Here is a 23,035-nt window from a genome sequence, read left to right on the forward strand (position 1 = left end):
GATGGGCGATTCGGCATGAATAGCTCCGATTCATCGTCGTCATCCTCAAGGGATCTGGAGCTGATTGCGCAATTGCGGCAGTCCCTTGGAATGCTTCAGGTCGCTTTTGACGCGGCCAGCGAAGCGATGGTGATTGTCGATGTGGATCGCAGAATTCACTGGGCCAATCAAGCTTCTGCCAACCTCTTTGTTGGTGGCGTGCCGATTCAGCTGGTGAATCAAACCCTGGCTGATGTTCTGAAGCTGAGGCCCTTGGATGCCCATGCCAAGGCAGCCCTTCAGTTGCTGGACCCCCAACATCCTTTGCCGCGGACCTCTGGAGAGAGCCGTTGCCAGGTGCTGTCCCCCCATGGGGATGAATCCCCTGTGCAGCTGCTGCGTTGGCGGCCTGTGGAATTGATTCAGTCGCCCTTTCTGCTGGTCTCGTTTCGCGACCTCAGCCCCGAAGAACGGGCGTTGGTTCAGCAGCAGCGCTTCATGACCGATCTCACCCATGAATTGCGCACGCCCCTGGCGATCGTGAGCGGAAATCTGCAACGGATGGCTCGGCTGAGCGCTCTCCCGGAGGCCGTTAGCTCCCGGCTCACGATGGCCCGCGAGGAAATGGCGCGAATCCAGAAGTTGCTCGGGCATCTCTCGCTGCTCACACGCCTGGAGGTGGATCCGGATGTGGTCAGCTGTGGCGACCATCTCCTGGTGCCGTTGCTTCAGCGCTGGTATGAATCCTCTCGGGAGCTGGCGCCGAGTCTCCAGCTGAAGGGCATCGAACGGGGGGATGAACTGGTGGTTCAAACCGACCCTCGGGCCTTGATGCTGGCGTTGGATCAGTTGCTCGATAACGCTTGCCAGCACTCCAATCGATCCATGCCGATTCAGCTCAGCCTTGCTGGGAGTGACGGGCGCGACCATTGCATTCTGGAGTTCGCTAGTCAGAGCCTTGACGCTCCTGTGGCTTCGGAGGATCTGGAACGCTGGACTGCACCGTTTTTCCGGGGCAAGCCCGAACGGAATGGCGAACGGGTGGAGGGCCCGGGTCTGGGGCTCGCCTTAGCGCGCGAACTGGTCAGGGGGTGTGGAGGAACGCTGGAGCTCCACCAGCAGCCCTCATCGCAAGGAACCACCACAATCGTTCGCTTGCATCTGAAGCTCAGACCATCGAACGCGTCTGGAGCAGTTGCGGCAGCTGTTCGAACAGATCCGGCTTGAGCACGTAGGCCTCCGCTCCATTCGCCAGAGCTTCGTGTTTCTTGTCGGCGTCATTGAGAGCCGTCACGATCACCACCCTCAACGCAGGCTGGTAAGCGGCTTGGAGCTGCAGCTGTTTCAGGCAGGCCAAGCCGTCCATGCCTGGCAGCATCAAGTCCAGCAGCAGCAGATCGAAACGATCGGAGCCGGCTTCGTCGAGAAAGTCTTCTGCGGACCCGAAGCAGATGCAGGCGTGCCCCTCATCGGTGATTTCAGCACTGATCAGCTGCTGAATGCGCGGATCATCCTCCACGACTGCAACACGAAGAGCCTTGGGGGTCTCCTCCATTAGCGCAGGGGCACTGCACTCATTGTGGGCATCCAGTGAGCGCCCGACCATCCTGGAATCGAGCAATGCGTTGTGCTCGGGCCGCCACATCGTCCTCATGGGTCACCATCACCAGGGTGATGCCCTGTTGGTGGAGTTCATCAAACAGTTCCAGCACCTCGGCGGTGGTGCTGGAGTCCAGAGCCCCTGTGGGTTCGTCCGCCAGCAACAGACTGGGGCGGTTGATGATGGCCCGGGCGATGGCCACCCGTTGTTGCTGCCCTCCGGAGAGCTGATTGGGCTTGTTCTCCAAACGCTGCGCCAGACCAACGCGGCGTAGGGCCGATTGGGCACGCTCGATCCGTTCCTCCCTGGGCACCCCCGCGTAGATCATCGGCAGCATCACGTTCTCCATGGCGCTGGCGTGGCCGAGCAGATGGAACTGCTGAAAGACAAACCCGAGCGAGCGGTTGCGAACGTCGGCTAAGGCATCGTCATCCAACTGTTCAACGGCCGTGCCATTGAGCCGGTAGGTGCCACTGGTGGGCCGGTCCAGGCAGCCAAGGATGTTCATCGCCGTGCTCTTGCCTGAGCCGCTGGCCCCCATCACCGCCAGGTAATCCCCCTCCTGAACGGTGAGATTCAGTTGGTCAAGGGCTTTGACTTCGAGATCACCAGATCCGTAGATCTTGCTGATCCCCCTGAGCTCAGCAACCGGCTGCTGCACAGCCTCAGCCAAGACCCTTCAGGCTTGACAGGGCGATGGCCTGTTGAAGCAATGGCGTTCCTGCAACCGCTGTGTTGGCCCACTGGAACAGGGGATTGGAGAGGATTCCACCAACGGCGGTGATGGCCACACATCCAATCAGGGCAACCCGAAGCGGCTGCATCCCCATCAACGACCAATTCACCTCGGGGTAGGCCTTGACCACATCGGAGGCCTCCTGGGGTTCCTTCACCACCATCATTTTGATGACGGAGATGTAGTAGTAGATCGACACCACGGAGGTGACCAGGCCAACCACCACCAGCAGGTATTCGTGGTTCGCCCAACCGGCAAAGAACAGATAGATCTTTCCGAAGAAACCCAGCATTGGCGGAATGCCACCCAGAGAAAGCAGGCAAAGACTGAGGCCGAGGGTGATCAGGGGATCTTTCTGATAAAGCCCGGCGTAATCAGAAATTCGATCGCTTCCTGTGCGGATCGAGAAGAGGATGATGCAGGCGAAGGCCCCCAGGTTCATGAACAGGTAGGCCGCCATGTACAGAACCATGGCCGCGAAACCGTCCTCGGTGCCGCAGACCATGCCGATCATCACGAAGCCCGCCTGGCCGATGGAGCTGTAGGCCAGCATGCGCTTCATCGAGGTCTGGGCGAGGGCAACAACGTTGCCCAGGGTCATGCTCAACACCGCCAGAACGGTGAACAGCAATTTCCATTGATCGTCAAAGGCACCAAAGCAACCCACCAGGATGCGAAGGGCCAGGGCGAATCCGGCCGCTTTGGAACCCACGGAAAGGAATGCCACCACAGGGGTTGGTGAGCCTTCGTAGACGTCAGGCGTCCATTGATGGAAGGGAACGGCTGCGATCTTGAATGCAACGGTGGCCAAGACGAACACCAGGGCCAAAGCAGCCAGAGGTGTGGTGCTGGTTTGCAGAGCCAGGCCGATGGTGTCGAGGCTGGTGCTGCCGCTCAGGCCGTACAGCAGGGAAGAGCCGTATAGGAAAACAGCAGCGGCTGCCGATCCCACGAGCAGATATTTGAGTGCTGCTTCCGAGCTGCGGGCATCCCGCTTCATGTAGCCCGACAGCAAATAGCTGGCGACGGAGAGCGTCTCCAGCGAGATGAACACACTCACCAGATCCGTTGCCCCGCAAAGGAGCATGGCGCCGAGGGTTGCGGCGAGGAGGATGGCGGCGTACTCGCCAACAGGTGTGCCGCTCTTCTCCGCGTAACGCCAGCTGATCAGCAGCGACAGAAGCGTGGACAAGGCAATCACAGCCCGGAATGCCACCGCCAGGTTGTCGGCGAGGAAGGCTCCAAGGAACGAGGGCTCCAGCGGTGCGTTCCACTGCAGGGCCAGCAGCACCAGGGAGGTCCCCAGGCCCAAGTAACAAATCGGCGGCACCCAACGTGTGGCGACCTTTTCGCCGGCCAGGTCCACCAAGAGGGTGGCGATCATCGCCAGCAGAACTGCAGCTTCGGGCAGTACGGCGGAGGCGTTGAGAGAGAGATTCAGCAGCTCACCAGGGGCAGCCGTGGCCTGGGTGGCGAGAAGGAAAGCACCCATGTCGGGCATGGCAGCCTGGAACCGTTGCGCTGGGGCGACTGTAGCGGCGCTTGACGCGCCGATGGTCATGCAGAGCGCTGCTCGGTGCGATAAAGAAGGGGAACGGTTTACCTGCCGCTAGTGGCGCACACCCTCGTCATCGTTGAGAGCCCCACGAAGGCCAAGACCATCCGTGGCTTCCTTCCCAAGGGATTCAAGGTCGAAGCCTCCATGGGGCATGTTCGCGACCTTCCCAACAACGCCAGCGAGATTCCGGCATCGGCCAAGGGGCAGAAATGGGCCAATCTCGGTGTGAACACCGACGCGGATTTCGAGCCGCTGTACGTGGTCCCGAAGGACAAGAAGAAGACGGTTCGCGAACTCAAGGACGCCCTCAAGGGTGCTGATCAGTTGCTCCTGGCGACGGACGAAGACCGGGAAGGCGAAAGCATCAGTTGGCACCTCCTCCAGCTGCTGGCGCCGAAGGTGCCGGTGAAGCGCATGGTGTTTCACGAGATCACCAAGGAGGCCATCGGCAAGGCCCTGGATCAGACCCGCGACTTGGACATGGAGCTGGTCCATGCCCAGGAAACCCGGCGGATTTTGGATCGCCTTGTGGGGTACACCCTGTCCCCTCTCCTCTGGAAAAAGGTGGCCTGGGGACTCTCCGCCGGGCGGGTGCAGTCCGTTGCGGTTCGGCTCCTGGTTCAACGGGAACGGGCCCGCCGCGCCTTCCGCAGCGGCAGTTACTGGGACCTCAAGGCCCAGCTTGAGCAGTCGGGCAGTGCCTTTGAGGCCAAGCTGACCCATGTGGGTGGCCAGCGGATCGCCACCGGTAACGACTTCGACGAGAGCACCGGCGGGCTGAAGGCAGGCAGTGCCGTGCGGCTGCTCAGCGAGAGCGAGGCCAAGGCGTTGGCTGAATCCGTGCGAACCAGCGCCTGGACTGTGGATGCGGTGGAGGAGAAGCCCACCGTGCGCAAGCCGGTGCCTCCCTTCACCACCAGCACCCTTCAACAGGAGGCGAACCGCAAGCTACGCCTTTCAGCCCGGGAAACCATGCGCTGTGCCCAGGGGCTCTACGAACGCGGTTTCATCACCTACATGCGGACCGACTCGGTTCACTTGTCGGATCAGGCGATCAACGCATCCCGCAACTGCGTGGAGAGCCTTTACGGCAAGGAATATCTGAGCAAAGGGCCGCGGCAGTTCAGCACCAAAGCCCGCAATGCCCAGGAGGCCCATGAAGCGATTCGTCCATCCGGCGAAAGCTTCCGAACCCCCGGTGAGACCGGTCTGGATGGACGAGATCTGGCGGTGTATGAGCTGATCTGGAAGCGCACCGTGGCCAGCCAGATGGCTGAAGCCAGGCTCACGATGCTCTCGGTGGATCTCAGCTCAGGCGAGGCCAGTTTCCGGGCCAGCGGCAAGCGCATCGACTTCCCCGGTTTCTTTCGCGCCTACGTGGAAGGCAGTGATGATCCCGATGCGGCCCTTGAGGGTCAGGAAGTGTTGCTGCCGGCGTTGAGCGTTGGCGATGCACCGGAGCCGAAGACCGTTGAGCCCCTTGGCCATCAGACCCAGCCGCCGGCACGGTTCAGCGAGGCATCGCTGGTGAAGATGCTGGAAAAGGAGGGCATCGGCCGGCCGTCGACCTACGCCTCGATCATTGGAACGATTGTGGATCGCGGCTACGCCACGCTGTTGGGCAACGCGCTGACCCCCAGCTTCACCGCCTTTGCTGTGACGGCGTTGCTCGAGGAGCATTTCCCTGAACTGGTGGACACCAGCTTCACCGCTCGAATGGAGAACACCCTCGATGAGATCTCCCACGGCAAGGTGCAGTGGTTGCCTTACCTGGAGGGCTTCTTCAAGGGTGATGAAGGCCTGGAAAACCAGGTGCAGCAACGGGAAGGGGACATTGACCCCGGTGCATCCCGCACCATCGATCTGGAGGGTTTGTCCTCCGTGGTTCGCATCGGCCGCTTTGGCGCCTACCTGGAGGCCAAACGGGTCAGCGACGACGGTGAGGAAGAGCTGATCAAGGCCACCTTGCCCCGGGAGATCACTCCGGCTGATCTGGATGAAGAGCAGGCCGAACTGATCCTCAAACAGAAGGCCGACGGCCCCGAAGCCATCGGTGAGGATCCGGAAACGGGGGATTTGGTCTACCTGCTCTTCGGCCAGTACGGGCCTTATGTGCAGCGGGGCCAGGTGAGTGATGAGAACCCCAAGCCCAAACGTGCCTCTCTGCCCAAGGGGCAGAAGCCGGAGGATCTCACCCTGGAGGATGCCCTCGGACTGCTCCGTTTGCCGCGTCTTCTCGGCGAACATCCTGATGGTGGGCGCATTCAGGCGGGGCTGGGCCGCTTTGGCCCTTACGTCGTCTGGGACAAGGGCAAGGGCGAAAAGGATTACCGATCGCTCAAGGGGGATGACGATGTTCTGGCGGTGGGGCTGAGCCGTGCCCTTGAGCTGCTGGCCATGCCCAAACGGGGTCGGGGTGGCCGCACCGCCCTCAAGGACCTCGGTAAGCCAGAGGGCAGTGATGAAACGATTCAGGTCTATGACGGTCCTTACGGCCTGTATGTCAAACAGGGCAAGGTGAATGCCTCGCTGCCGGAAGGCAAGGGCGCTGACGATGTGACCCTTGAAGAAGCGGTGGAACTGCTTGCCGCCAAGGCAGCATCGAAGAAGGGCGGTCGTAAAACCGCCGCGAAAAAACCAGCTGCGAAGAAAACAGCCGCCAAGAAACCAGCGGCCAAGAAACCAGCGGCCAAGAAACCCCCCGCCACCACCAAAACCGGTCGGCTCAGGGCCAGTGCGGTGCGGGTGATCAAGCCAGCTGACAGCTGATGGCCCGTCTGCTTTGGCTGCTGCCTGTCGGGCTCCTGCAGGCCTGTGCCGGCACACCGGTCGCTGAACAGTTGGAACGCTCCTTCGCGGTGCCTGAAGCCAGGCCGGCCCAGGCAGCTGCGCCCGCACCGGTTGTGAAGGCCAGCCCAACAGTTGTCAGCCCATCGGTTGCCAGCCCTACTGCTGCGACTCCCTCCACGCCGGCGGCTAAGGCTGTTTCCCTGCCTGAGGCAACGGATGCTCCTGATCCTGTTCCGCAGCCAAAACCACGGACGGTGTCATCTCAACGTCTGCCCCAAGCGCCCTACCGGATCACCATCCGTTTGGCCGGAGCCGACCCTGCCGCTCCTGCTGAAGCCGTCACCCGCGCCCTGCGTGAGGCGGATGTTGGCTTTGCGGTGGAACGGATTGAGCGGGTTGAACCATGACCGACGTGACCCCCCGGTTGAGCCGCCAGCAGGCTCTGAGGCTGGTTGAGGGGGCATATCTCGCGGCAGCGACTGGGCTGATCTGGTTGGCTCTGTACTACTTGCCGGTGGGTGGTGCGCTGTTCCGTCTGGCCCTTCCCTTGCCCCTGATCCTGCTGCAGTTGCGTCGTGGCAACCGTTCCGGTGCAGAGGGTCTGCTGCTCTCTGTGCTTCTGCTCACCGCCTTGATGGGCCCTTTGCGTGGACCGCTGCTGCTGTTTCCCTACGGCCTTTTGTCGCTCTGGCTGGGCTGGAGCTGGTGCCGGGGGATCAGCTGGTGGCTGAGCTGGTCGGGCGGCGTTGTTCTTGGAACAGCAGGGTTTTTGGTGCGCGTTCTGGTGCTTTCGTTGCTGGTGGGAGAAAACCTCTGGGTCGTGATCACCCGGGCCGGTTCCGCTCTGCTCGAGCGCTTGATCGCGGTACTGCATCTGCCGATCACACCGGATCTCACCCAGGTGCAATTGATGGCGTTGCTGTTGGTGGTGGTTCAGGAGGTCATCTATGTGCTGTCTCTTCATGCTTTGGCGTACTGGATCTTTCCCCGCCTGAAATCACCGATTCCGGAGCCCCCGAGGCTGCTGCATGGACTCATTGCCCTCGATCCCCTCTGAAGCCTCGGTGTTGCCTGAGGGCTGCCAGCAGCTGGGAGGTCTCGGTGCACGAACGTTGGACGCAGCGGCACTTCGCCCCTGGACCTCCAACGATCAACCGCTGGATCTTTTGCTCGTTCTGGCGGCCACAGAAACGGCTGAGCATGAAGGGATTTCCGCCGCTGGCTCCACCGTGGCTTCGCGGCGCTACACCGCCCTGGCTGATGCGGAGCTTCTGATTCACGGGCCGGCGCGACAGCGCCGTTGGCCTCTGCCGCCTCTGCCCGCTGGCGTCTCCCCCGCCCTGCTCAGCCATGTCGCGGCGCGACGCTTGACGTTGAGGCCGCAGGTGGCGGCCCTCGGCTTGGCCCAGAAACCCGATTTCCCTCACCTGCACATTGAGCCCCTGGACCAAGGCCCCTCGGCCTGCCTGTCCAGTGGTGCGGCGATGCCATTGCCGCGGGTGCAGCATTTGTGGCGACAGGGAGAGCTGCTGGGGCGGCGGTTGCAACGCCCCCTGGTGGTGGCGGAGTGTGTTCCAGGGGGCACCACAACCGCTCAAGCGGTGTTGACGGCCCTCGGCGTGGAGGTTGCCCATCTGATCAGCGGTAGTGCTCTTCATCCGCCGCAGCAACTCAAGAAAGACCTCGTTGTCCGAGGGCTTCAGCGGGCTTCGCTTGGTGCGCATCCTTCGGCCGAGCAGATCCTGGCCGCTGTTGGTGACCCTTTTCAGGCCTTCACCGCAGGGGTGTTGGTGGGTGCGGTGTCCGCGGGACAACCGTTGCTGCTGGGGGGCGGTTGCCAGATGCTGGCTGTTCTGGCCTTGGCGATGCAGGCTTTGCCGGCCCGTCAGCGGCAACACCTGGCGGCCCAGGTGCTGATCGGCACCACCGGTTGGCTCGCTGATGAGGGTGCGGATGCTGCAGGTCAGTCCCCCTTCGGCGGGTTGGTGGATGCCACCGCGAGCCACCTGGCTGCCGCACTGTCCGTTCTGGCCTGTGGGGTGCGTTTTCACGGCAGCACCCATCAACCCTTGCGGGATTACGAACGGGGCTATGTGAAAGAGGGGGTGGGGGCCGGCGCTCTTTTGCTGCTCGCCCAGCTGCGCGGATGCTCTTGTGCCGAGCTGGTGCTGGATTGTGAGCATGCCCTGGAGCAGCTGCTCAGTCGCCCCGTAACGTCAAGCCCATGAACGTCTGGAGAGAGCGGTTGGGTCCCCTGAGCCGGCGCCATGTGCTCCAGATGATCGGGGCGACGGGAACCGCGCTGCTGGCGGGCTGTCGTCCGGCGACTTCCGCCCCAACCCTGATGGCTCCGGCTGGGGTTTTGCCGAAACCGTGGGCTGATGCCTTGCCCAAGCCCTGGCGCCTGACGCTGGCTCCAGCTCAGCAGGATTGGACGCCGGCGGATCAGGCCCGTGCCGATGTGTTGGTGATGGGTGATGGGTGGCTCGATTCCCATCCCGCGGACACGCTCCAGCCCATTGCCTCTGAACCGCTCGTCAGCCAGTTGGATGGTCAGGCCAAGGCTCTGCTGGCCAGCCTCGGTGCCCTGCAGGATCGGGTGTTGCCGCTGGCCGTCAGCCCCTGGGTGATGCTGGTGCGGGATGACCCGGCCATGACCCAGCAGGGGTGGCCCCTGTTGCTGGATTCCTCCATGGCAGGGCGTGTGGTGCTTCCCGCCAGCCCTCGCATGGTGATAAGCCTGGCGGACCATTTGGGCGGAGGCCAGGCTTTGCCTGCGCTGCGTCGCCAGGCCCTCACCTATGACGACCGTCAAGCCACCAACTGGCTGCTCAAGGGTGAGGCCAAGGTGGTGGTTCTTCCGCTGAGCCGTTGTATCGCTCTGTTGGGGCGGGACCCCCGTCTTCGGGCGATCCTGCCTGCCTCCGGTGCCCCCTTGCACTGGACTGTTCTGCTCAGGCCGGAGGCCAGTCGTGAACCGGTTCCCCAGAGCTGGGTTGAGCAGGGATGGCGGGATCCCCTGCGTCGCCGCTTGGTGCAGCAGGGATGGCGTGCTCCGATTGCATCGCCAGGGCTGATGGTGGATCAGAACGCCCTATCGGCGCGTCTGCGGCCTCTGCTTTTTCCGTCCGCAGACACCTGGTCGCGCTGCTGGTCGCTGCCACCGCTGTTGCCCGAAGACCGGAGCGCCCTGGAAGAGCGCTGGCGTGATTCAGCTCCAGAGCCGCCGTCGCGGTGAAGCCTTCAAGCGTTGGTGGGTGTCCGCCAGCAGATCAGGAATGGGCAAGTGATGCGGGCAACGGGGAAGGCACGCCCCACAGCGTTCACAGGCGGAGGCGTCGTGCTCTTCCCACCAGTGGCCAGCACGGCCAATGAGGTTGTAGCGCTCCTGCGTAAATTCGGTGAGCCCATGGCCCATGGCCAGATTGCGCAGCCGCAAGAGTTCGGGGATCGGAACCTCGTTCGGACAGGGAAGGCAGGCCTGGCACTGCTTGCAATGCTCCTGGCCAAGCCGTTCCTGCTGCCGCCGCTCTGCCGTGACCAGAGCCTGTTGCTCGGCCTGGCTGAGGGGCTCATCCCCCTGCGCCAGGGTTGCGGCGAGCTGAAGATCCCCTGCAGCTGAGGCCCCAACGGTCAGGGTGCTGATGCCCTGTGCCAGCAGGAATCGGTAGGCCAGCTCGAGGGGGGCAAAGGGGGTGCAGTCCTCCACCAGTGTTGGGCTGGGGGCCTGGAGGCGACCGCCTTTATCGGCAGGGGAGATCGCCATCACTCCGAGGCCGTGCGCCAGGGCCCAACGGGCCAGGGGCAGACGCTGGGGATCCAGCCAATGCAGGTGCAGGCTGCAGAACCTGAAGCGCTGGCTGCGCAGCGCCCGATCGATCAGCGGGTTGCTGCCATGGCTGCTGAAGCCCACCTGGCTGACGCGTCCACTGCTGACGGCCCAGTCCAGAAGCCTGGACCCATCACCCACCAGGGCCCAGTCCAGGTGCTCCTCCCGGTTGATGCCATGGATGGCGAGGTTGTCGAGCTGTGGACAGCCCAGTCGCTCCAGAATCTGATCAAGGCGGCGTTGTCCTTCCTCGAAGCTCAGCCCTGGCAGCAGTTTGCTGGTGATCACCCAGTGGTTAGACCCTGTGCGGCTGTTCTGGCGAAGGGCCTCTCCCAGAAAACGTTCCGCAGGTCCGTAGGCCGGGGCGGTTTCCAGATGGTTGATCCCAGCTGCCGCTGCCGCGTCAAGCACCTCGGCCATCTGGGCCGCCGAGTTCAGGGCACGCATCGTGCCGAGGGTGAACAGGCTGACGGGGCGGCCGCTGCCGAAGGCGCGGGTGTTCACTCCTCCGAGGGCGTCTCGCTGTCTTGGTTGCGCAGATGGCGCACCAAGGCCGCAGGGCTGAGGTCGTCGACGAAACGGCTGAAGGCACTTTGATCTTCTGCATCCGCCTCCGCATCCACCGGTATCGAGGCTTCCGCCACCACCTCTTCCAGCATCCAGATGCCGCTGCCCGTGCGGATCGCCAGCGCAATGGCGTCGCTGGGTCGGGCATCCACTTCGATCAGTTCCAGCACTTCGTTTTCAGCCAACTCGGCTTCGTCCAGATCGGGTCGCAGCTTCAACACCGCATGAAAGGTGCTGTCTTCAATCGCGTGGACGATCACGCGTTCCAGTTCGAGCCCCCCAGCCACCAACAGTGCTGCCATTAGGTCATGGCTGAGGGGGCGTGGTGGTGCTCCCCCCTGCAGTCCGGCCATGATGTTGTGGGCTTGCGCCTGATCGATCCAGATCGGCACCTGACGGCGGCCACTGGGATCCCGCAGCAGCACCATGGGTGTGCGGCTGGCGGCATCGAGGGCAATTCCGGCGACGCTCATTTCGACCATGTCGGCGGCGCGGCTCTATCCGATTATGGCCAGAGAGCTGCTGCGAGCGATGTTCACGGGGCTGGTGCAGTCAGTGGGAAGGATTGAGCGCCGTGCCGGGGCGGTGGTGGTTTGGGGTTGTGCTCCCTTTGCCCCCCTGGCCCTCGGCGACAGTGTGGCTGTGGATGGCGTCTGCCTCACGGCGGCAGAGCTGATGGCGGATGGTTTCCGCGCCGATGTGAGTGAGGAGACCCTGCGCCGCACCACGTTGGGACGCAAGGCGGACCGTGGGGGAGCGGTGAATCTCGAGCCGGCGCTTCGGCTGAGCGACCGCCTTGGTGGTCATCTGGTGAGCGGTCATGTGGATGCCACCGGTGAAGTCACCCACCTGGAGAGCCTCCCTCACTCCTGGGACGTGTCGATCCGCTGGTCGGATCCCCGATTCGGCCGTTACGTCTGTGAGAAGGCCAGCATCGCGGTGGATGGAATCAGCCTCACGGTGGCTGACTGTTCAGCCGATGGAACGACATTCAGCCTCGCTGTCATCCCCCACACCTGGGAGGAGACGACCCTGAAACACCTGGCGGTCGGGGACACTGTGAATCTGGAGGTCGATCAACTGGCCCGTTACGCCGAGCGGCTGCTGCATGCCACCGCTGCCGATGCTGGAAACGCCGATGGCCAAAACAAGAATGGGACTCTGTCAGCCAGCTGGCTGGCGGCTCACGGCTGGTCTTGATCCATCTGTTGAAGAACGATCATTCCTGAGTCCCGCTGGAGCTCGATCTTGAACTCCTGGCCCGGTTCCAGGCCGAGCCGACGGGTGTAGGCGTGGCCGATCAGCAGGTTGCCGTTGCCATGCACACGGGTGCGGAATTCGGCCTGGCGACCCCGGCTACCGCCTGAGGAACTGCTGCTGCTTTTCGGCAGTTGCCATCCCTGGGCCGCCGCTTTGGCCTCCACCAGGGCCCGATAAAAACTCTTCTTGAGCAGACGACCACTCGGGCCCACATAGCCGCAGCCGCGGGCGATGTCATCTTCCGGCCGATTGCTGAGCGATCTGGCCTTGTCCAGCAGTTCCTTGCCGACCAGCATTTCAGGAGTTGATTCAACTGAATTCTGGCCACGCTCGCCAATCAAGGCAAGGGATCAGAGCAGATAAAGGATCACGAAAAGAATCACCCAGATCCCATCAACAAAGTGCCAATACAACTCAGCTGCTTCCAGGGGGAAGTGGTCGGCTGCCGTCACACGGCCCTGTGGCTGCCTCGCCTGCCACCAGACGATCAGGATCATCAGGGCACCGAGGGTCACGTGGAGACCATGAAATCCCGTTGCGGCAAAGAAGGTGCTGGCGTAAAGGTTGTCGGTGAGGCCGAAGGGGAGTGTGAAGTACTCCACCATTTGGCTCACCAGAAAGGCCAGGCCGAGGCCTGCGGTGATCAGCAGCCAGCGTCGACAGCGGCCGTGGTCGTCCTGTCGGATCGCCTGGCCGGCCCGGTGGAAGGTGGCACTGCTCACCAGGAGCAGAATGGTGTTGAGGATGGGCAGGGGCAGCTCCAGTTCATAGATGGCTCCATCAGGGAGCGGGTTGACCGCTTTGAAGGTGAGGTAGGCCGCAAAGAAGCCGGCGAAGGTCATGGCGTCCGCCACCAGAAATGTGGCCAAACCGAACATGCGGTGATCGGGATGCTCGGCATGCTCCCCATGGCTGTGGCCCTGATCCTTCGTGGGAACTGTGGTGGTCATTTGCCGCTGCTCCAGAGATCACGACCGCTGGTTGCGGTCAGATCCAGCTCGTCCGGTGGGACGCCGTAGCCGTAGGGCTCTTCCACCAGAGGGGCCTCACCAATCCAGTTTTCGACCGGTGGCGGAGAACTGGTCAGCCATTCGGGCGTCAGTGCTTTCCAGGGGTTGTCGCCTGCGACTGGGCCACTGAGGGCGCTGTGGATCACATTCCAGAGGAAAGGCAGGGTGCTGATGGCCATCAGCAGGGCTCCAACGGAGCTGATCTGATTGATCAGGGTGAATTGGGGGTCGTATTCAGCAACGCGTCGCGGCATCCCATTGAGGCCCAGCCAGTGCTGAGGGCCGAAGCACAGGTTGAAGCCGATGAAGGTGAGGGCACAGTGCAGGCGGCCGAGATCTTCGTTGAGCATCCGGCCGGTGAACTTGGGATACCAGTGGTAGATCGAGGCGAAGATCACGAACACCGATCCACCGAAGACGATGTAGTGGAAGTGGGCGACAACGAAGTAGGTGTCGTGCACATGAATGTCGAACGGCACCTGCGCCAGGGCGACCCCTGTGATGCCTCCGAGCACGAAGTTCACAATGAAGCCGCAGGAAAACAGCATCGCGCTGTTGAGACTGATGCGTCCGCCCCAGAGTGTTGCCAACCAGTTGAAGAATTTGATGCCGGTGGGAACGGCGATAAATGCTGTTGCAATGGTGAAGAACAGGCGCATCCAGGGAGGTGTCCCGCTGGTGAACATGTGGTGCGCCCACACAATCAGGCCCAACACAACGATGGCCATGATCGAATACACCATCGTCACGTAGCCGAACAGCGGCTTGCGGGCATGAACCGGCAGGATTTCGCTCACCAGGCCGAAGGCCGGCAAGACCATGATGTAAACGGCTGGGTGGGAATAAAACCAGAACAGATGCTGGTAAACCACCACATTCCCTCCAAGCGTGGGGTTGAAGAAGCCTGTATGGGCAACGATGTCGAAGCTCAGTAACACCAACGTTCCCGCCAGAACCGGTGTTGAGAGAACCACAAGAATGCTGGTGCCCAGCATCGCCCAGCAATACATGGGGAGCTGCATCAGTTTCAAACCGGGGCGACGCAGTTTGAGAATGGTGGCGATGAAGTTGATGCCTCCGAAGATTGAACTTCCGCCCAGGAGCAGCACGCTCAGGATCCAGATGATCTGGCCAGTTGCTGGTGTCGTGATGCTGAGAGGTGGATAGGCCGTCCAGCCTGATTGCGCAGCCCCTGTGAGGAAATAGCTGGTGATCAGCATCAAACCTGCTGGTGGAATCAGCCAGAACGCCACGGCATTGAGGCGTGGGAAGGCCATGTCGCGAGCACCCACATAAAAGGGGATCAAATAGTTCCCAAAAGCACCATTCACCACGGGAACGATCCAGAGAAAGATCATCACCGTGCCGTGGAGGGTCAGCACCTGGTTGTAGACATCCCGTGCCATGAAGTCGGACACGGGACTGGTGAGTTCCGTGCGAATGGCACCGGCTAGCGCGCCGCCAATCAGATAAAAAACAAAGCCGCAGACGAGGTACTGCAGCCCGATCACCTTGTGATCAACGCTGAAGCTGAAATACCGCAACCAGCCGCTGGGTTGAAGCCGTGGAGGGCTGGATGTTTCCGGGGGCAAGCTGATGGTCATGTCAGGCGTTCGCGATGGTGAGCGTTTCGTCTTCAGGTGCGGCTTTGGCGTTGTCCCTGTACCAGCTGTCCCAGTCCTCCGGGCTTTCCACCACAACGGTGGAGCGCATTCCACCGTGGTAAGGCCCACAGAGTTCGGCGCACACAATTGGATAACGGCCGGTGCGTGTGGGTGTAAAACTCAGCTGGGTTGGTTGGCCGGGAATGACGTCCTGCTTCAAGCGAAATTCAGGAACCCAGAAGGCATGAATCACATCTTTTGCTTCCATCCGCAGGGTGATCGGCCGGTCGGCTGGAACATGAAGCTCACCTGATGTGATGTCTCCCTCTGGGTAATGAAAGAGGAAGGCAAATTGCATGGCTGTCACTTCAACGGGCAAAGCATTTGTGGTGGCCGCGGATTCAATCGAGCCTGAACTGATGCCTCCCCAGATCTGTTCGTCGTGGGCTCCGCCCATGTGGTCATGGGCCAGAGGCACCATGCCACCCATCCGGTCGTAAATGTCGTAGCTGTACAGACCAACAAACAGCACCACAACAGCAGGAACAGCTGTCCAGAAAATTTCAAGGGGCAGGTTTCCTTCGATGGCCACGCCGTCGCCAAGCTGGCCGCTGCGTCGCCGAAAGCGAATCAAGCTGAACACGAGAAGGCCCACGATTCCGATAAACAGAATGCTGCCAATCGTGAATAGAACCTTAAAAAGCTCGTCGTAAATCGGCGCGTTGGCGCTCGCATCGATGGGGAGAAGGTTGATGTTCTGGCCGATCCAAAGGCCGCCCAGAGCAAGGACCATCCCGATCACCAACGTGAGAATGGCGGATGGGATCTGCACCTGAATAATCCCAGGTTTTCAACAGCGTATGGGGCTGGCTGCGGTTCTCCATGAAGTGATTGTTAAGGCCTTATTTCTGTCAGGAAAAGGGGATGATTTTTTCTCATTTGTGTTGCAGACATCCACACAGCGTGACGTCATCTTCTGCATCGCTACGGTCCAAGCAATCCAGTTTGGGTGCATCGGATGGAGCTTGTTCGATGATGCTTTCCTCAATGTCGACATTGCGTCGACGTCTTGGGTTGTTATCGGCTCACCTTGTGGTTGCCGTGATCGCTTTGGTGGTGATCGGTGGGGCAACCCGGGTGATGGAGGCCGGCTTGGCCTGTCCGGACTGGCCTCTGTGCTTCGGCTCGTTGTTACCAGGGCGCCAGATGAATGTTCAGGTGTTCCTTGAATGGTTTCACCGCCTTGATGCCTTCGTCATCGGCATTGCCCTGGTGGTGATGGCTGTGGCGACGACGCTTCAGCGGCGTCAGCTGCCGGGATGGCTGCCCTGGCTTGCCGTCGGTCTGATGGTTCTGGTGGCGATGCAGGGAGGCTTGGGTGCGCTGACGGTGACCCGGCTGCTGCCTTCCGGTGTGGTGACAGCCCACCTGGCACTCGCTCTCACCCTTGTGGCCCTTCTGAGTGGGCTGACCCAACGCTTGCTTCATCCCACGGCCGTCGTCGCGCCGCTCTGGTGGCGCATCGGGGCATCGCTTGGCCTGATGTCGGTCTTTGTGCAGTGCCTGCTCGGAGGTCGCATGGCCACCGCCTGGGCAGGGCAGCGTTGCCTTGCTGGAGGAGAGGCCTGCCAGCTGGTTCTCTCCCATCGCCTGACGGCGATGCCGGTGGTCGTTGTTGTGCTCGGCTTCGCCGGGGCAGCAGTCCTGGCGGGTGGTTGGGCTCGCCAGCAGTGGCCCTGGCTGGGTGGGGTCGTTCTCCTGGTGCTGATTCAGGTGGCCCTTGGCGTTTTCACCCTTCGTCTTGGCTTGTCGCAACCCGCAGTGACCGTTGCCCATCAGCTCGTGGCGGCCCTGTTGATCGCTCTGTTGGCGGCGCTTCTGGTCCGCTCGCCGGACCGCCCCTCACCGTCCCGTTCCGTCGTCCTCGACGACACCTCGTTGGAGGCCTGTCATGGCTGAAATCACTGCAACCGTTCGTCCGACCCGTGAGGAGGTGGTGCCCTCCCGCAAGCGGGTGAAACTTCCGGCCTGGCTGGAAGTTGCCAAACCCCGTCTGATCCCTCTGCTGCTGGCCACCACCCTTGGTGGAATGGCTCTTAGTGAAGGCTGGCCGCTCTCATCGCCTCGGCTCGTCTGCACCCTGGGGGGAGGGGCGCTTGCCTCCGCTGCTGCAGGGGTTCTGAACTGCTTGTGGGAGCAGGATCTCGATGGCCGGATGGCCCGCACCAGCGGTCGCGCACTCCCCTCCGGTCGGCTGTCGCCCACCAGTGCATTCATCGGCGCCATCGCCTGCACCCTCGCGGCGGCGATGCTTCTCGTAAGCGGTGTGAACTGTCTCGCTGCTGGGTTGTCCCTGCTCGGCCTCTGCAGTTACGTGCTGCTCTACACAGCCTTGCTCAAGCCGCGGACGTCCCAGAACATCGTCATCGGTGGTGTCGCCGGGGCCATTCCGCCCCTGGTTGGGGCGGCGGCCGCCACGGGCCATGTTGGCCTCGGGGGCTGGTGGCTGTTCGCTTTGGTGATGGTCTGGACGCCAGCCCATTTCTGGGCTTTGGCCCTGCTGTTGCGCGAGGACTATCGCGCTGTCGGGATCCCGATGCTGCCCGTGGTGAAGGGTCCTGTGGTGACGGCGCGGGCGATCAAGACCTACGGCTGGATCACCGTTCTGCTCAGCGGTTTGGGCGTGTTTGCTTTGCCTTCAGGTGGCGCCTTCTATGGCGTGATGCTGCTGCCCTACAACGGCCGATTGCTGCAGCTCGTCGATCGGCTGTCCCTGGATCCCGACAGTCTTGTGAATGCCAAGGCCCTGTTCCGTTGGTCGATTCTTTATTTGTTTGGTCTGTGCCTGCTTCTCATTCTCAGCCGGACGGATCTGGCCTCAGGCTTTGCTCACCAGGTGATGCAACTTCTCGCCCTGCCAACGGCGGTGCAATGAGCACTCTCTAGATTCCCTGAATTGGCCGAGCAAGTCCCTGACGGTGCCTGATGGCGTTGATTGAACTGCGCAAGATCTCCAAGGCCTACGGCTCGGTACCGGCTCTGCGTGAGCTTGATCTCACCGTTCCTGAAGGATGCCTGTACGGGCTGCTTGGCCCGAACGGTGCCGGCAAAACAACGGCCATGCGCATTCTGGCCACCCTGCTCGCCCCCGACAGCGGCTCAGTTGTTGTTGGGGGTGTTGACGGTTTGGTGCAGCCACGAGAAGTGCGCCAGCTCATGGGTTATGTGGCCCAGGAGGTGGCCATCGACAAGATCCTGAGTGGCAGGGAACTGCTGCAATTGCAAGGCGATCTGTACCACCTGCCGCGGAACGATCGCGAGACGCGAATCGCTGATCTGATTGACCGCCTCGCGATGGGGGACTGGATTGACCGTCGCTGCGGCACCTATTCCGGTGGCATGCGTCGGCGTCTGGATCTGGCTGCCGGTCTGCTGCATCGCCCTCGGTTGCTCGTGCTCGATGAACCCACCGTGGGACTGGATATCGAGAGCCGCAGTGCCATCTGGCAGCTGCTGCGTCAGCTGGTTGATGAGGGCACCACTGTTCTGCTGAGCAGTCACTACCTCGAAGAAGTGGAGGCCCTGGCGGATCAGTTGGCGATCATCGACGCCGGCCGTGTGATTGCCGAAGGCAGCCCTGATCAGCTCAAACAACGGCTGGGGGGTGATCGCGTGACTCTGCGAATCCGAGAGTTCAGCAATGCCGATGAGGCGACCCAGGTGCGTGCCCTGCTCGAACCCTTGGATGGGGTGCGTCAGGTGGTGGTGAACCGCTCCCAGGGCTTTTCCCTCAACCTGGTGATTGAGGGAGGGGCCGTGATCGATCAGCTGCGTCAGACCCTCGAGGCTGCAGGTTTGCCTGTGTTTGCCCTGGCCCAGAGTCGTCCCAGCCTGGATGATGTCTATCTTCAGGCCACAGGACGCACCCTGATGGACGCTGAACTGGCGATCGCAGGCCAGCGCGACGTCAAACAGGAAAAGCGTCAATCCATGCGTTGAGTGCCACGATGACTTCCCCAACAGCATCTGTTGCTCTCCAGCAGCAGCAATCCGGAGCCCTCGCCGAGCTCAGCCAGGAAACGTTGGCCCTCACCCGGCGCTTGTTTCTTCAGTTGATGCGTCGCCCTTCAACCTTGATCGCCGGGGTTCTGCAACCCCTGATCTGGTTGATTCTCTTCGGTGCACTGTTCGCCAATGCCCCCGAGGGGCTGTTGCCAGGGGGCATGAGCTACGGCCGTTTTCTTGGTGCTGGAGTGATTGTCTTCACAGCCTTCAGCGGTGCTTTGAATGCCGGCCTGCCGGTGATGTTTGATCGCGAATTCGGTTTCCTCAATCGGCTGCTGGTGGCACCGCTGCGAAGCCGCAGTTCCATCGTGCTGGCGTCGGTGATCTACATCACGGCGCTGAGTCTTTTGCAGAGTCTGGCGATCATGGGCACGGCAGCAGTGCTCGGTTACGGATGGCCCGGCATCAGCGGCCTCGCCCTGGTGCTGGTGACGCTGCTGCTTCTGGTTTTTGCTGTGACGGCCCTCAGCCTCGGATTGGCCTTCGCTTTGCCGGGGCACATCGAGTTGATCGCTGTGATTTTTGTGGCCAACTTGCCGTTGCTGTTTGCCAGCACGGCCTTGGCCCCGTTGTCATTCATGCCCACCTGGCTGGGCTGGCTTGCGGCCTTGAATCCCCTTACCTTCGCGATAGAACCCATTCGAGCGGCTTACCAGGGTCCTCTGGACCTTTCGGCCGTTCTGCTGGAGGCCCCCTATGGGGATGTCACCGGCACCAGTTGCCTGCTGATCCTTCTGGTCCTCACCATCGGGCTGTTTCTTGCGATTCGCCCTTTGCTCAACCGCAAACTTTCCTGAATCCGTGCTCTCTTCTCCGTTCCAGCAGCCATCACCTCGACAGAACGCTCTGGCCCAACAGATCCGGGAGGCCCGAACCTCAGGTGATCAGGCCTTGCTCGCGGGTCTGATCAGTCAGTGGGTTCACCGTTACGGCTTTGACGGAGCAGCTGAGCTTGATCTGAGTTTGCCGGAAACTTCAGCTACGAAGCATGGGTTCAGTTCCGTGCCGATGCCTGTCGCGGAGGAGGAGATTGCTCCTGAAGACGACGTTTTGGTTGAGAACGAGGTGGATGGTCAGGTCGAAGTGGTTGCTGAGGACGAGGTGGTCGTTGAAGAAGAGCAGCAGATTGCGGCTGAAGACGACGTGTTGATTGAGAGCGAGGTGATTCCGAACGGGGTGGTCGCTGAAGAAGAACCGATCGTCGAAGACGACGAGAGTGCAGCTGAAGAAAAGCCGCTTCAACGCAGCTTTGCGTCGGCACCTGTGCCTGCCCCGCCGATCAGCACGCCCCGTTCTCTGCGGCGTTGGCTCCCCCACCGGGAGGATGACGCTTTCCCCAAGGCGTCCTGAACAGCATGATTCCCAACCCTGAATCCCTGGATCAGGGCCTGATCGTTTCGGTGCAGGCCCCCCAGGGTTCGCCGATGCGCGATCCCGATGTGATCGCAGCCATGGCGGATGCAGCCCTGCGCAATGGTGCTGTGGGTGTGCGCTTGGAAAGCCCTGAACACATCGGTGCTGTGCGTCGGCGCTGTCCGGATGCCTTGATCATCGGCCTCTGGAAATGCACGTTCCCGGACAGCTCTGTGTACATCACCCCTGGCTGGAAGGAAATTCAGGCGGTGTGGTCTGCGGGGGCCGATGTGATCGCGATCGATGCCACAGCCAGACCGCGGCCTGCAGGGCAGGACCTGGCCGTGTTGATCCAGCGCAGCCGTGATGAGCTGAGGGCCTCTCTGATGGCTGATGTGGATTCGCTCGAGAACGGTCTGCGTGCAGCCGAACTGGGCTGTGACTGGGTTGGGACCACGCTCTACGGCTACACAGAAGACACGGCACAGCAGCGCCCCCCTGCGTTTGATCTGCTCCCCCCACTTCGCGCTGAACTTCCCAGCTCGGTTCGTCTGATCTGTGAGGGGGGAATTGCCTCTCCAGCGGATGCACGGTTGGCATTGCAGGCCGGAGCCGACACCGTTGTGGTGGGGACGGCGATCACCGGAGTGGACCTCCAGGTGATCGCCTATCGCCAGGGAATGATCAGCTGATCACATCATCCCGGGCATGCCCATGCCGCCCATTCCGGGCATGCCCATGCCACCCATTCCGCCCATGCCACCCATGGGGTCGCCGTCTCCGGCGGGAGCTGGTGCAGGGGGTTCCGGCTTGTCGGCAATCACAACTTCGGTGGTGATCAGCAGAGAAGCGATCGAAATCGAATCCTGCACGGCCAGGCGCACAACCTTGGCGGCATCAACGATGCCAGCAGCCATCAGGTCTTCGTAGGCACCACTGAGGGCATTGAATCCCTGGCCGCTGCTGCGCATGCCCGCGATCACAACGTCACCGTTCTGACCGGCATTGGTGGCGATCTGATGAATCGGCGCCGTCAGTGCCCGCTGCACGATCTCAACGCCGGTGCGCTGGTCGCCGTTCAGGGATGAAGCCAGGGCGTCCAGGCTGTCGGAGAGTTGCAGCAACGTGCTGCCGCCTCCGGCAACGATGCCCTCCTCGACGGCGGCACGGGTGGCATTCAGGGCATCCTCGATCCGCAGTTTGCGGTTCTTCAGTTCCGTTTCCGTCGGTGCACCGACCTTGATCACAGCTACGCCGCCGGCCAGCTTGGCGATCCGCTCCTGGAGCTTTTCGCGGTCGTATTCGGATTCGGTGGCCTCCAGTTCACGTCGGATCGCGCCGACGCGCTCGCTCACCGCCTGGCGATGGTCGTCGGTGGCGACGATCGTGGTGCTCTCCTTGCTGATGGTGACGCGGCGCGCCTTGCCGAGATCCTCGAGGGTCACTTTGTCGAGGGTCATCGCCTTGTCTTCGCTGATCAGCGTTCCGCCCGTGAGGATGGCGATATCGGCGAGGGCGGCCTTGCGGCGTTCGCCAAAGGAGGGTGCCCGAACAGCGGCCACCTGCAGAACCCCACGGCTCTTGTTCATCACCAGGGTGGCGAGGGCTTCGCCTTCCACTTCCTCAGACAGGATGAGCAGGGGGGAACCGCTCTTCTGAACGGTTTCCAGCACGGGTACCAGATCCGTGATCGTGCTGATCTTGCGATCCGTCAGCAGGATCAGGGGGTTTTCAAATTCACAGACCTGACGGTCGGCATCCGTCACGAAGTAGGGGGAGCTGTAGCCCCGGTCGAAGGCCATGCCCTCGGTGATTTCCAGTTCCGTTGCCAGAGACTTCGATTCCTCAACCGTGATCACCCCATCGGTGCTCACCTTTTCCATCGCCTCCGCGATCATCCGACCGACTTCGTCGTCTCCCCCGGAGCTCACCGTGGCCACCTGACGAATGGCATCGCCGGCCACGGCCTGGCTCCGCTCGCCCAGTCCAGCCACGACCTGTGCAGCGGCCTTCTCCATGCCTCGGCGGAGTTCCACAGGGCTTGCGCCAGCAGCGGTGTTGCGCAGACCTTCCCGCACCATGGCCTGAGCCAGAACGGTTGCGGTCGTGGTGCCGTCACCGGCCTTGTCCTTGGTCTTCGAGGACACCTGCTGCATCAGCTTGGCGCCAAGGTTTTCGAACGGGTCGTCCAGTTCGATTTCACGGGCGATTGAGTCGCCGTCGTTGACGATGTCGGGTGCGCCGAATTTCTTCTCGAGCACAACGTTGCGACCGCGGGGGCCGATCGTGACCCGCACCGCATCGGCGAGTGCATCAACACCCCGCTCAAGGGCGCTGCGGGATTCGTCAGAGAAGGAAAGGAGTTTGGCCATAGTCGCGGGCACGCCGTTGGTCACTGTCCCACAGCGATGTGGCCCCCGTGGAGAGGCGTTGTGGTGGGGAAAGCCGAATGGTTGGGGGCTGCCCGGATGCCGCTGTCAAATGAACTGATTAGGGTCCGGTCATGGCTGAATCCGGAGCGCTGTTTTTTGTTCTGATGGCGGGGCTGGGCGGTTCGATGGCCCTGGTTTACGTGCCCTTGCGCATCTTTCTCACCGCTACAGCCCGCAGTCGTCGGTTACGCCTGCTCCAGCGCATCCGCCGCCTGCGGGATGAGTTGGCCCAACCCCTTGATTCCTGATCCT

At 61.9% G+C, this 23,035-nt stretch carries 24 protein-coding genes; 14 read left to right on the forward strand and 10 right to left on the reverse strand.

Features of this window, described 5'->3' with window-relative positions; all coding sequences use genetic code 11:
* Nucleotides 1-15 precede the first annotated feature (15 nt).
* Nucleotides 16-1,206, forward strand: a complete 1,191-nt coding sequence (locus SynRS9907_RS02835; protein WP_188021748.1) for a PAS domain-containing sensor histidine kinase — start codon at nt 16-18, stop codon at nt 1,204-1,206.
* On the opposite strand, the gene SynRS9907_RS02840 is transcribed toward SynRS9907_RS02835, so the two are convergent.
* From SynRS9907_RS02840 to SynRS9907_RS02850, 3 genes are read right to left on the reverse strand one after another with little or no spacing between them, the layout of a single operon-like run.
* Complete coding sequence (locus SynRS9907_RS02840; RefSeq protein WP_188021749.1) at nt 1,148-1,534, reverse strand: response regulator; 387 nt, start codon at nt 1,532-1,534, stop codon at nt 1,148-1,150. The genes SynRS9907_RS02835 and SynRS9907_RS02840 overlap by 59 nt on opposite strands.
* Before the next feature lie 19 nt (nt 1,535-1,553).
* The gene (locus tag SynRS9907_RS02845; RefSeq protein WP_114988237.1) at nt 1,554-2,252 is read right to left on the reverse strand and encodes an ABC transporter ATP-binding protein; all 699 of its coding nucleotides are present in this window, start codon (nt 2,250-2,252) and stop codon (nt 1,554-1,556) included.
* Nucleotides 2,245-3,816, reverse strand: coding sequence for an NAD(P)H-quinone oxidoreductase subunit N (locus SynRS9907_RS02850; protein WP_114988238.1), 1,572 nt, complete (start codon nt 3,814-3,816; stop codon nt 2,245-2,247). Before SynRS9907_RS02850 ends, SynRS9907_RS02845 begins: the two co-directional genes overlap by 8 nt.
* A gap of 111 nt (nt 3,817-3,927) precedes the next feature.
* Between SynRS9907_RS02850 and topA the strand changes: the two genes are divergently transcribed.
* Genes topA through SynRS9907_RS02875 form a run of 5 tightly spaced genes read left to right on the forward strand, consistent with a single transcriptional unit; the run spans nt 3,928 to nt 9,901 of the window.
* Nucleotides 3,928-6,642, forward strand: coding sequence for a type I DNA topoisomerase (gene topA, locus SynRS9907_RS02855; RefSeq protein WP_188021750.1), 2,715 nt, complete (start codon nt 3,928-3,930; stop codon nt 6,640-6,642).
* The gene (locus SynRS9907_RS02860; RefSeq protein ID WP_115161513.1) at nt 6,642-7,070 is read left to right on the forward strand and encodes a hypothetical protein; all 429 of its coding nucleotides are present in this window, start codon (nt 6,642-6,644) and stop codon (nt 7,068-7,070) included. The genes topA and SynRS9907_RS02860 overlap by 1 nt, the downstream gene beginning before the upstream one ends.
* Complete coding sequence (locus SynRS9907_RS02865) at nt 7,067-7,720, forward strand: DUF2232 domain-containing protein (RefSeq protein WP_115010362.1); 654 nt, start codon at nt 7,067-7,069, stop codon at nt 7,718-7,720. Before SynRS9907_RS02860 ends, SynRS9907_RS02865 begins: the two co-directional genes overlap by 4 nt.
* Nucleotides 7,692-8,891, forward strand: coding sequence for a nicotinate-nucleotide--dimethylbenzimidazole phosphoribosyltransferase (locus tag SynRS9907_RS02870; protein ID WP_188021751.1), 1,200 nt, complete (start codon nt 7,692-7,694; stop codon nt 8,889-8,891). The genes SynRS9907_RS02865 and SynRS9907_RS02870 overlap by 29 nt, the downstream gene beginning before the upstream one ends.
* Nucleotides 8,888-9,901, forward strand: a complete 1,014-nt coding sequence (locus SynRS9907_RS02875; protein WP_188021752.1) for a substrate-binding domain-containing protein — start codon at nt 8,888-8,890, stop codon at nt 9,899-9,901. The genes SynRS9907_RS02870 and SynRS9907_RS02875 overlap by 4 nt, the downstream gene beginning before the upstream one ends.
* Here SynRS9907_RS02875 and SynRS9907_RS02880 read toward each other — a convergent pair.
* Both SynRS9907_RS02880 and SynRS9907_RS02885 read right to left on the reverse strand, forming a co-directional pair.
* On the reverse strand, nt 9,875-10,996 hold the full coding sequence (locus SynRS9907_RS02880) for an aldo/keto reductase (RefSeq protein WP_188021753.1): 1,122 nt from the start codon (nt 10,994-10,996) through the stop codon (nt 9,875-9,877). The two genes, SynRS9907_RS02875 and SynRS9907_RS02880, sit on opposite strands and share 27 nt — an antisense overlap.
* Nucleotides 10,993-11,541, reverse strand: coding sequence for a bifunctional nuclease family protein (locus SynRS9907_RS02885; protein WP_188021754.1), 549 nt, complete (start codon nt 11,539-11,541; stop codon nt 10,993-10,995). Before SynRS9907_RS02885 ends, SynRS9907_RS02880 begins: the two co-directional genes overlap by 4 nt.
* A gap of 49 nt (nt 11,542-11,590) precedes the next feature.
* Here SynRS9907_RS02885 and SynRS9907_RS02890 point away from each other — a divergent pair, with 49 nt between their 5' ends.
* On the forward strand, nt 11,591-12,259 hold the full coding sequence (locus tag SynRS9907_RS02890; RefSeq protein WP_188022326.1) for a riboflavin synthase: 669 nt from the start codon (nt 11,591-11,593) through the stop codon (nt 12,257-12,259).
* Here SynRS9907_RS02890 and SynRS9907_RS02895 read toward each other — a convergent pair.
* The 4 genes from SynRS9907_RS02895 to coxB are packed head-to-tail and all read right to left on the reverse strand — an operon-like array spanning nt 12,244 to nt 15,765.
* Complete coding sequence (locus SynRS9907_RS02895; RefSeq protein WP_011363609.1) at nt 12,244-12,615, reverse strand: AbrB-like transcriptional regulator; 372 nt, start codon at nt 12,613-12,615, stop codon at nt 12,244-12,246. The two genes, SynRS9907_RS02890 and SynRS9907_RS02895, sit on opposite strands and share 16 nt — an antisense overlap.
* A gap of 54 nt (nt 12,616-12,669) precedes the next feature.
* Complete coding sequence (locus tag SynRS9907_RS02900; protein ID WP_188021755.1) at nt 12,670-13,269, reverse strand: cytochrome c oxidase subunit 3; 600 nt, start codon at nt 13,267-13,269, stop codon at nt 12,670-12,672.
* Nucleotides 13,266-14,933 (reverse strand): cytochrome c oxidase subunit I, encoded by a 1,668-nt coding sequence (ctaD, locus tag SynRS9907_RS02905; protein WP_188021756.1) that lies wholly within the window; start codon nt 14,931-14,933, stop codon nt 13,266-13,268. Before ctaD ends, SynRS9907_RS02900 begins: the two co-directional genes overlap by 4 nt.
* 1 nt (nt 14,934) lies before the next feature.
* Nucleotides 14,935-15,765: a cytochrome c oxidase subunit II gene (gene coxB, locus SynRS9907_RS02910; RefSeq protein WP_188021757.1), complete on the reverse strand. Its 831-nt coding sequence runs from the start codon at nt 15,763-15,765 to the stop codon at nt 14,935-14,937.
* Between the two features lie 200 nt (nt 15,766-15,965).
* Between coxB and SynRS9907_RS02915 the strand changes: the two genes are divergently transcribed.
* From SynRS9907_RS02915 to SynRS9907_RS02940, 6 genes are read left to right on the forward strand one after another with little or no spacing between them, the layout of a single operon-like run.
* Nucleotides 15,966-16,892 (forward strand): heme A synthase, encoded by a 927-nt coding sequence (locus SynRS9907_RS02915; protein ID WP_188021758.1) that lies wholly within the window; start codon nt 15,966-15,968, stop codon nt 16,890-16,892.
* Nucleotides 16,885-17,868, forward strand: a complete 984-nt coding sequence (locus SynRS9907_RS02920) for a heme o synthase (protein ID WP_188021759.1) — start codon at nt 16,885-16,887, stop codon at nt 17,866-17,868. Before SynRS9907_RS02915 ends, SynRS9907_RS02920 begins: the two co-directional genes overlap by 8 nt.
* A 50-nt stretch (nt 17,869-17,918) precedes the next feature.
* On the forward strand, nt 17,919-18,932 hold the full coding sequence (locus SynRS9907_RS02925) for an ATP-binding cassette domain-containing protein (RefSeq protein WP_188021760.1): 1,014 nt from the start codon (nt 17,919-17,921) through the stop codon (nt 18,930-18,932).
* Nucleotides 18,933-18,940: 8 nt separating this feature from the next.
* Complete coding sequence (locus tag SynRS9907_RS02930) at nt 18,941-19,795, forward strand: ABC transporter permease (RefSeq protein WP_186497207.1); 855 nt, start codon at nt 18,941-18,943, stop codon at nt 19,793-19,795.
* 4 nt (nt 19,796-19,799) lie between these two features.
* Entirely contained in the window at nt 19,800-20,348 is a 549-nt protein-coding gene (locus SynRS9907_RS02935) for a hypothetical protein (protein ID WP_188021761.1), read from the forward strand.
* A gap of 5 nt (nt 20,349-20,353) precedes the next feature.
* A complete protein-coding gene (locus tag SynRS9907_RS02940; RefSeq protein WP_188021762.1) occupies nt 20,354-21,043 on the forward strand; it encodes an N-acetylmannosamine-6-phosphate 2-epimerase in 690 nt (229 codons plus the stop codon).
* Here the strand turns inward: SynRS9907_RS02940 and groL are convergent, their stop codons facing one another.
* A complete protein-coding gene (gene groL, locus SynRS9907_RS02945; RefSeq protein WP_188021763.1) occupies nt 21,044-22,723 on the reverse strand; it encodes a chaperonin GroEL in 1,680 nt (559 codons plus the stop codon).
* A gap of 131 nt (nt 22,724-22,854) precedes the next feature.
* On the opposite strand from groL, the gene SynRS9907_RS02950 reads away from it, so the two are divergent.
* Nucleotides 22,855-23,031: a hypothetical protein gene (locus SynRS9907_RS02950; RefSeq protein WP_188021764.1), complete on the forward strand. Its 177-nt coding sequence runs from the start codon at nt 22,855-22,857 to the stop codon at nt 23,029-23,031.
* Nucleotides 23,032-23,035 lie beyond the last annotated feature (4 nt).

Origin of the sequence: Synechococcus sp. RS9907 (assembly GCF_014279615.1) — a bacterium.
Classification (GTDB): domain Bacteria; phylum Cyanobacteriota; class Cyanobacteriia; order PCC-6307; family Cyanobiaceae; genus Parasynechococcus.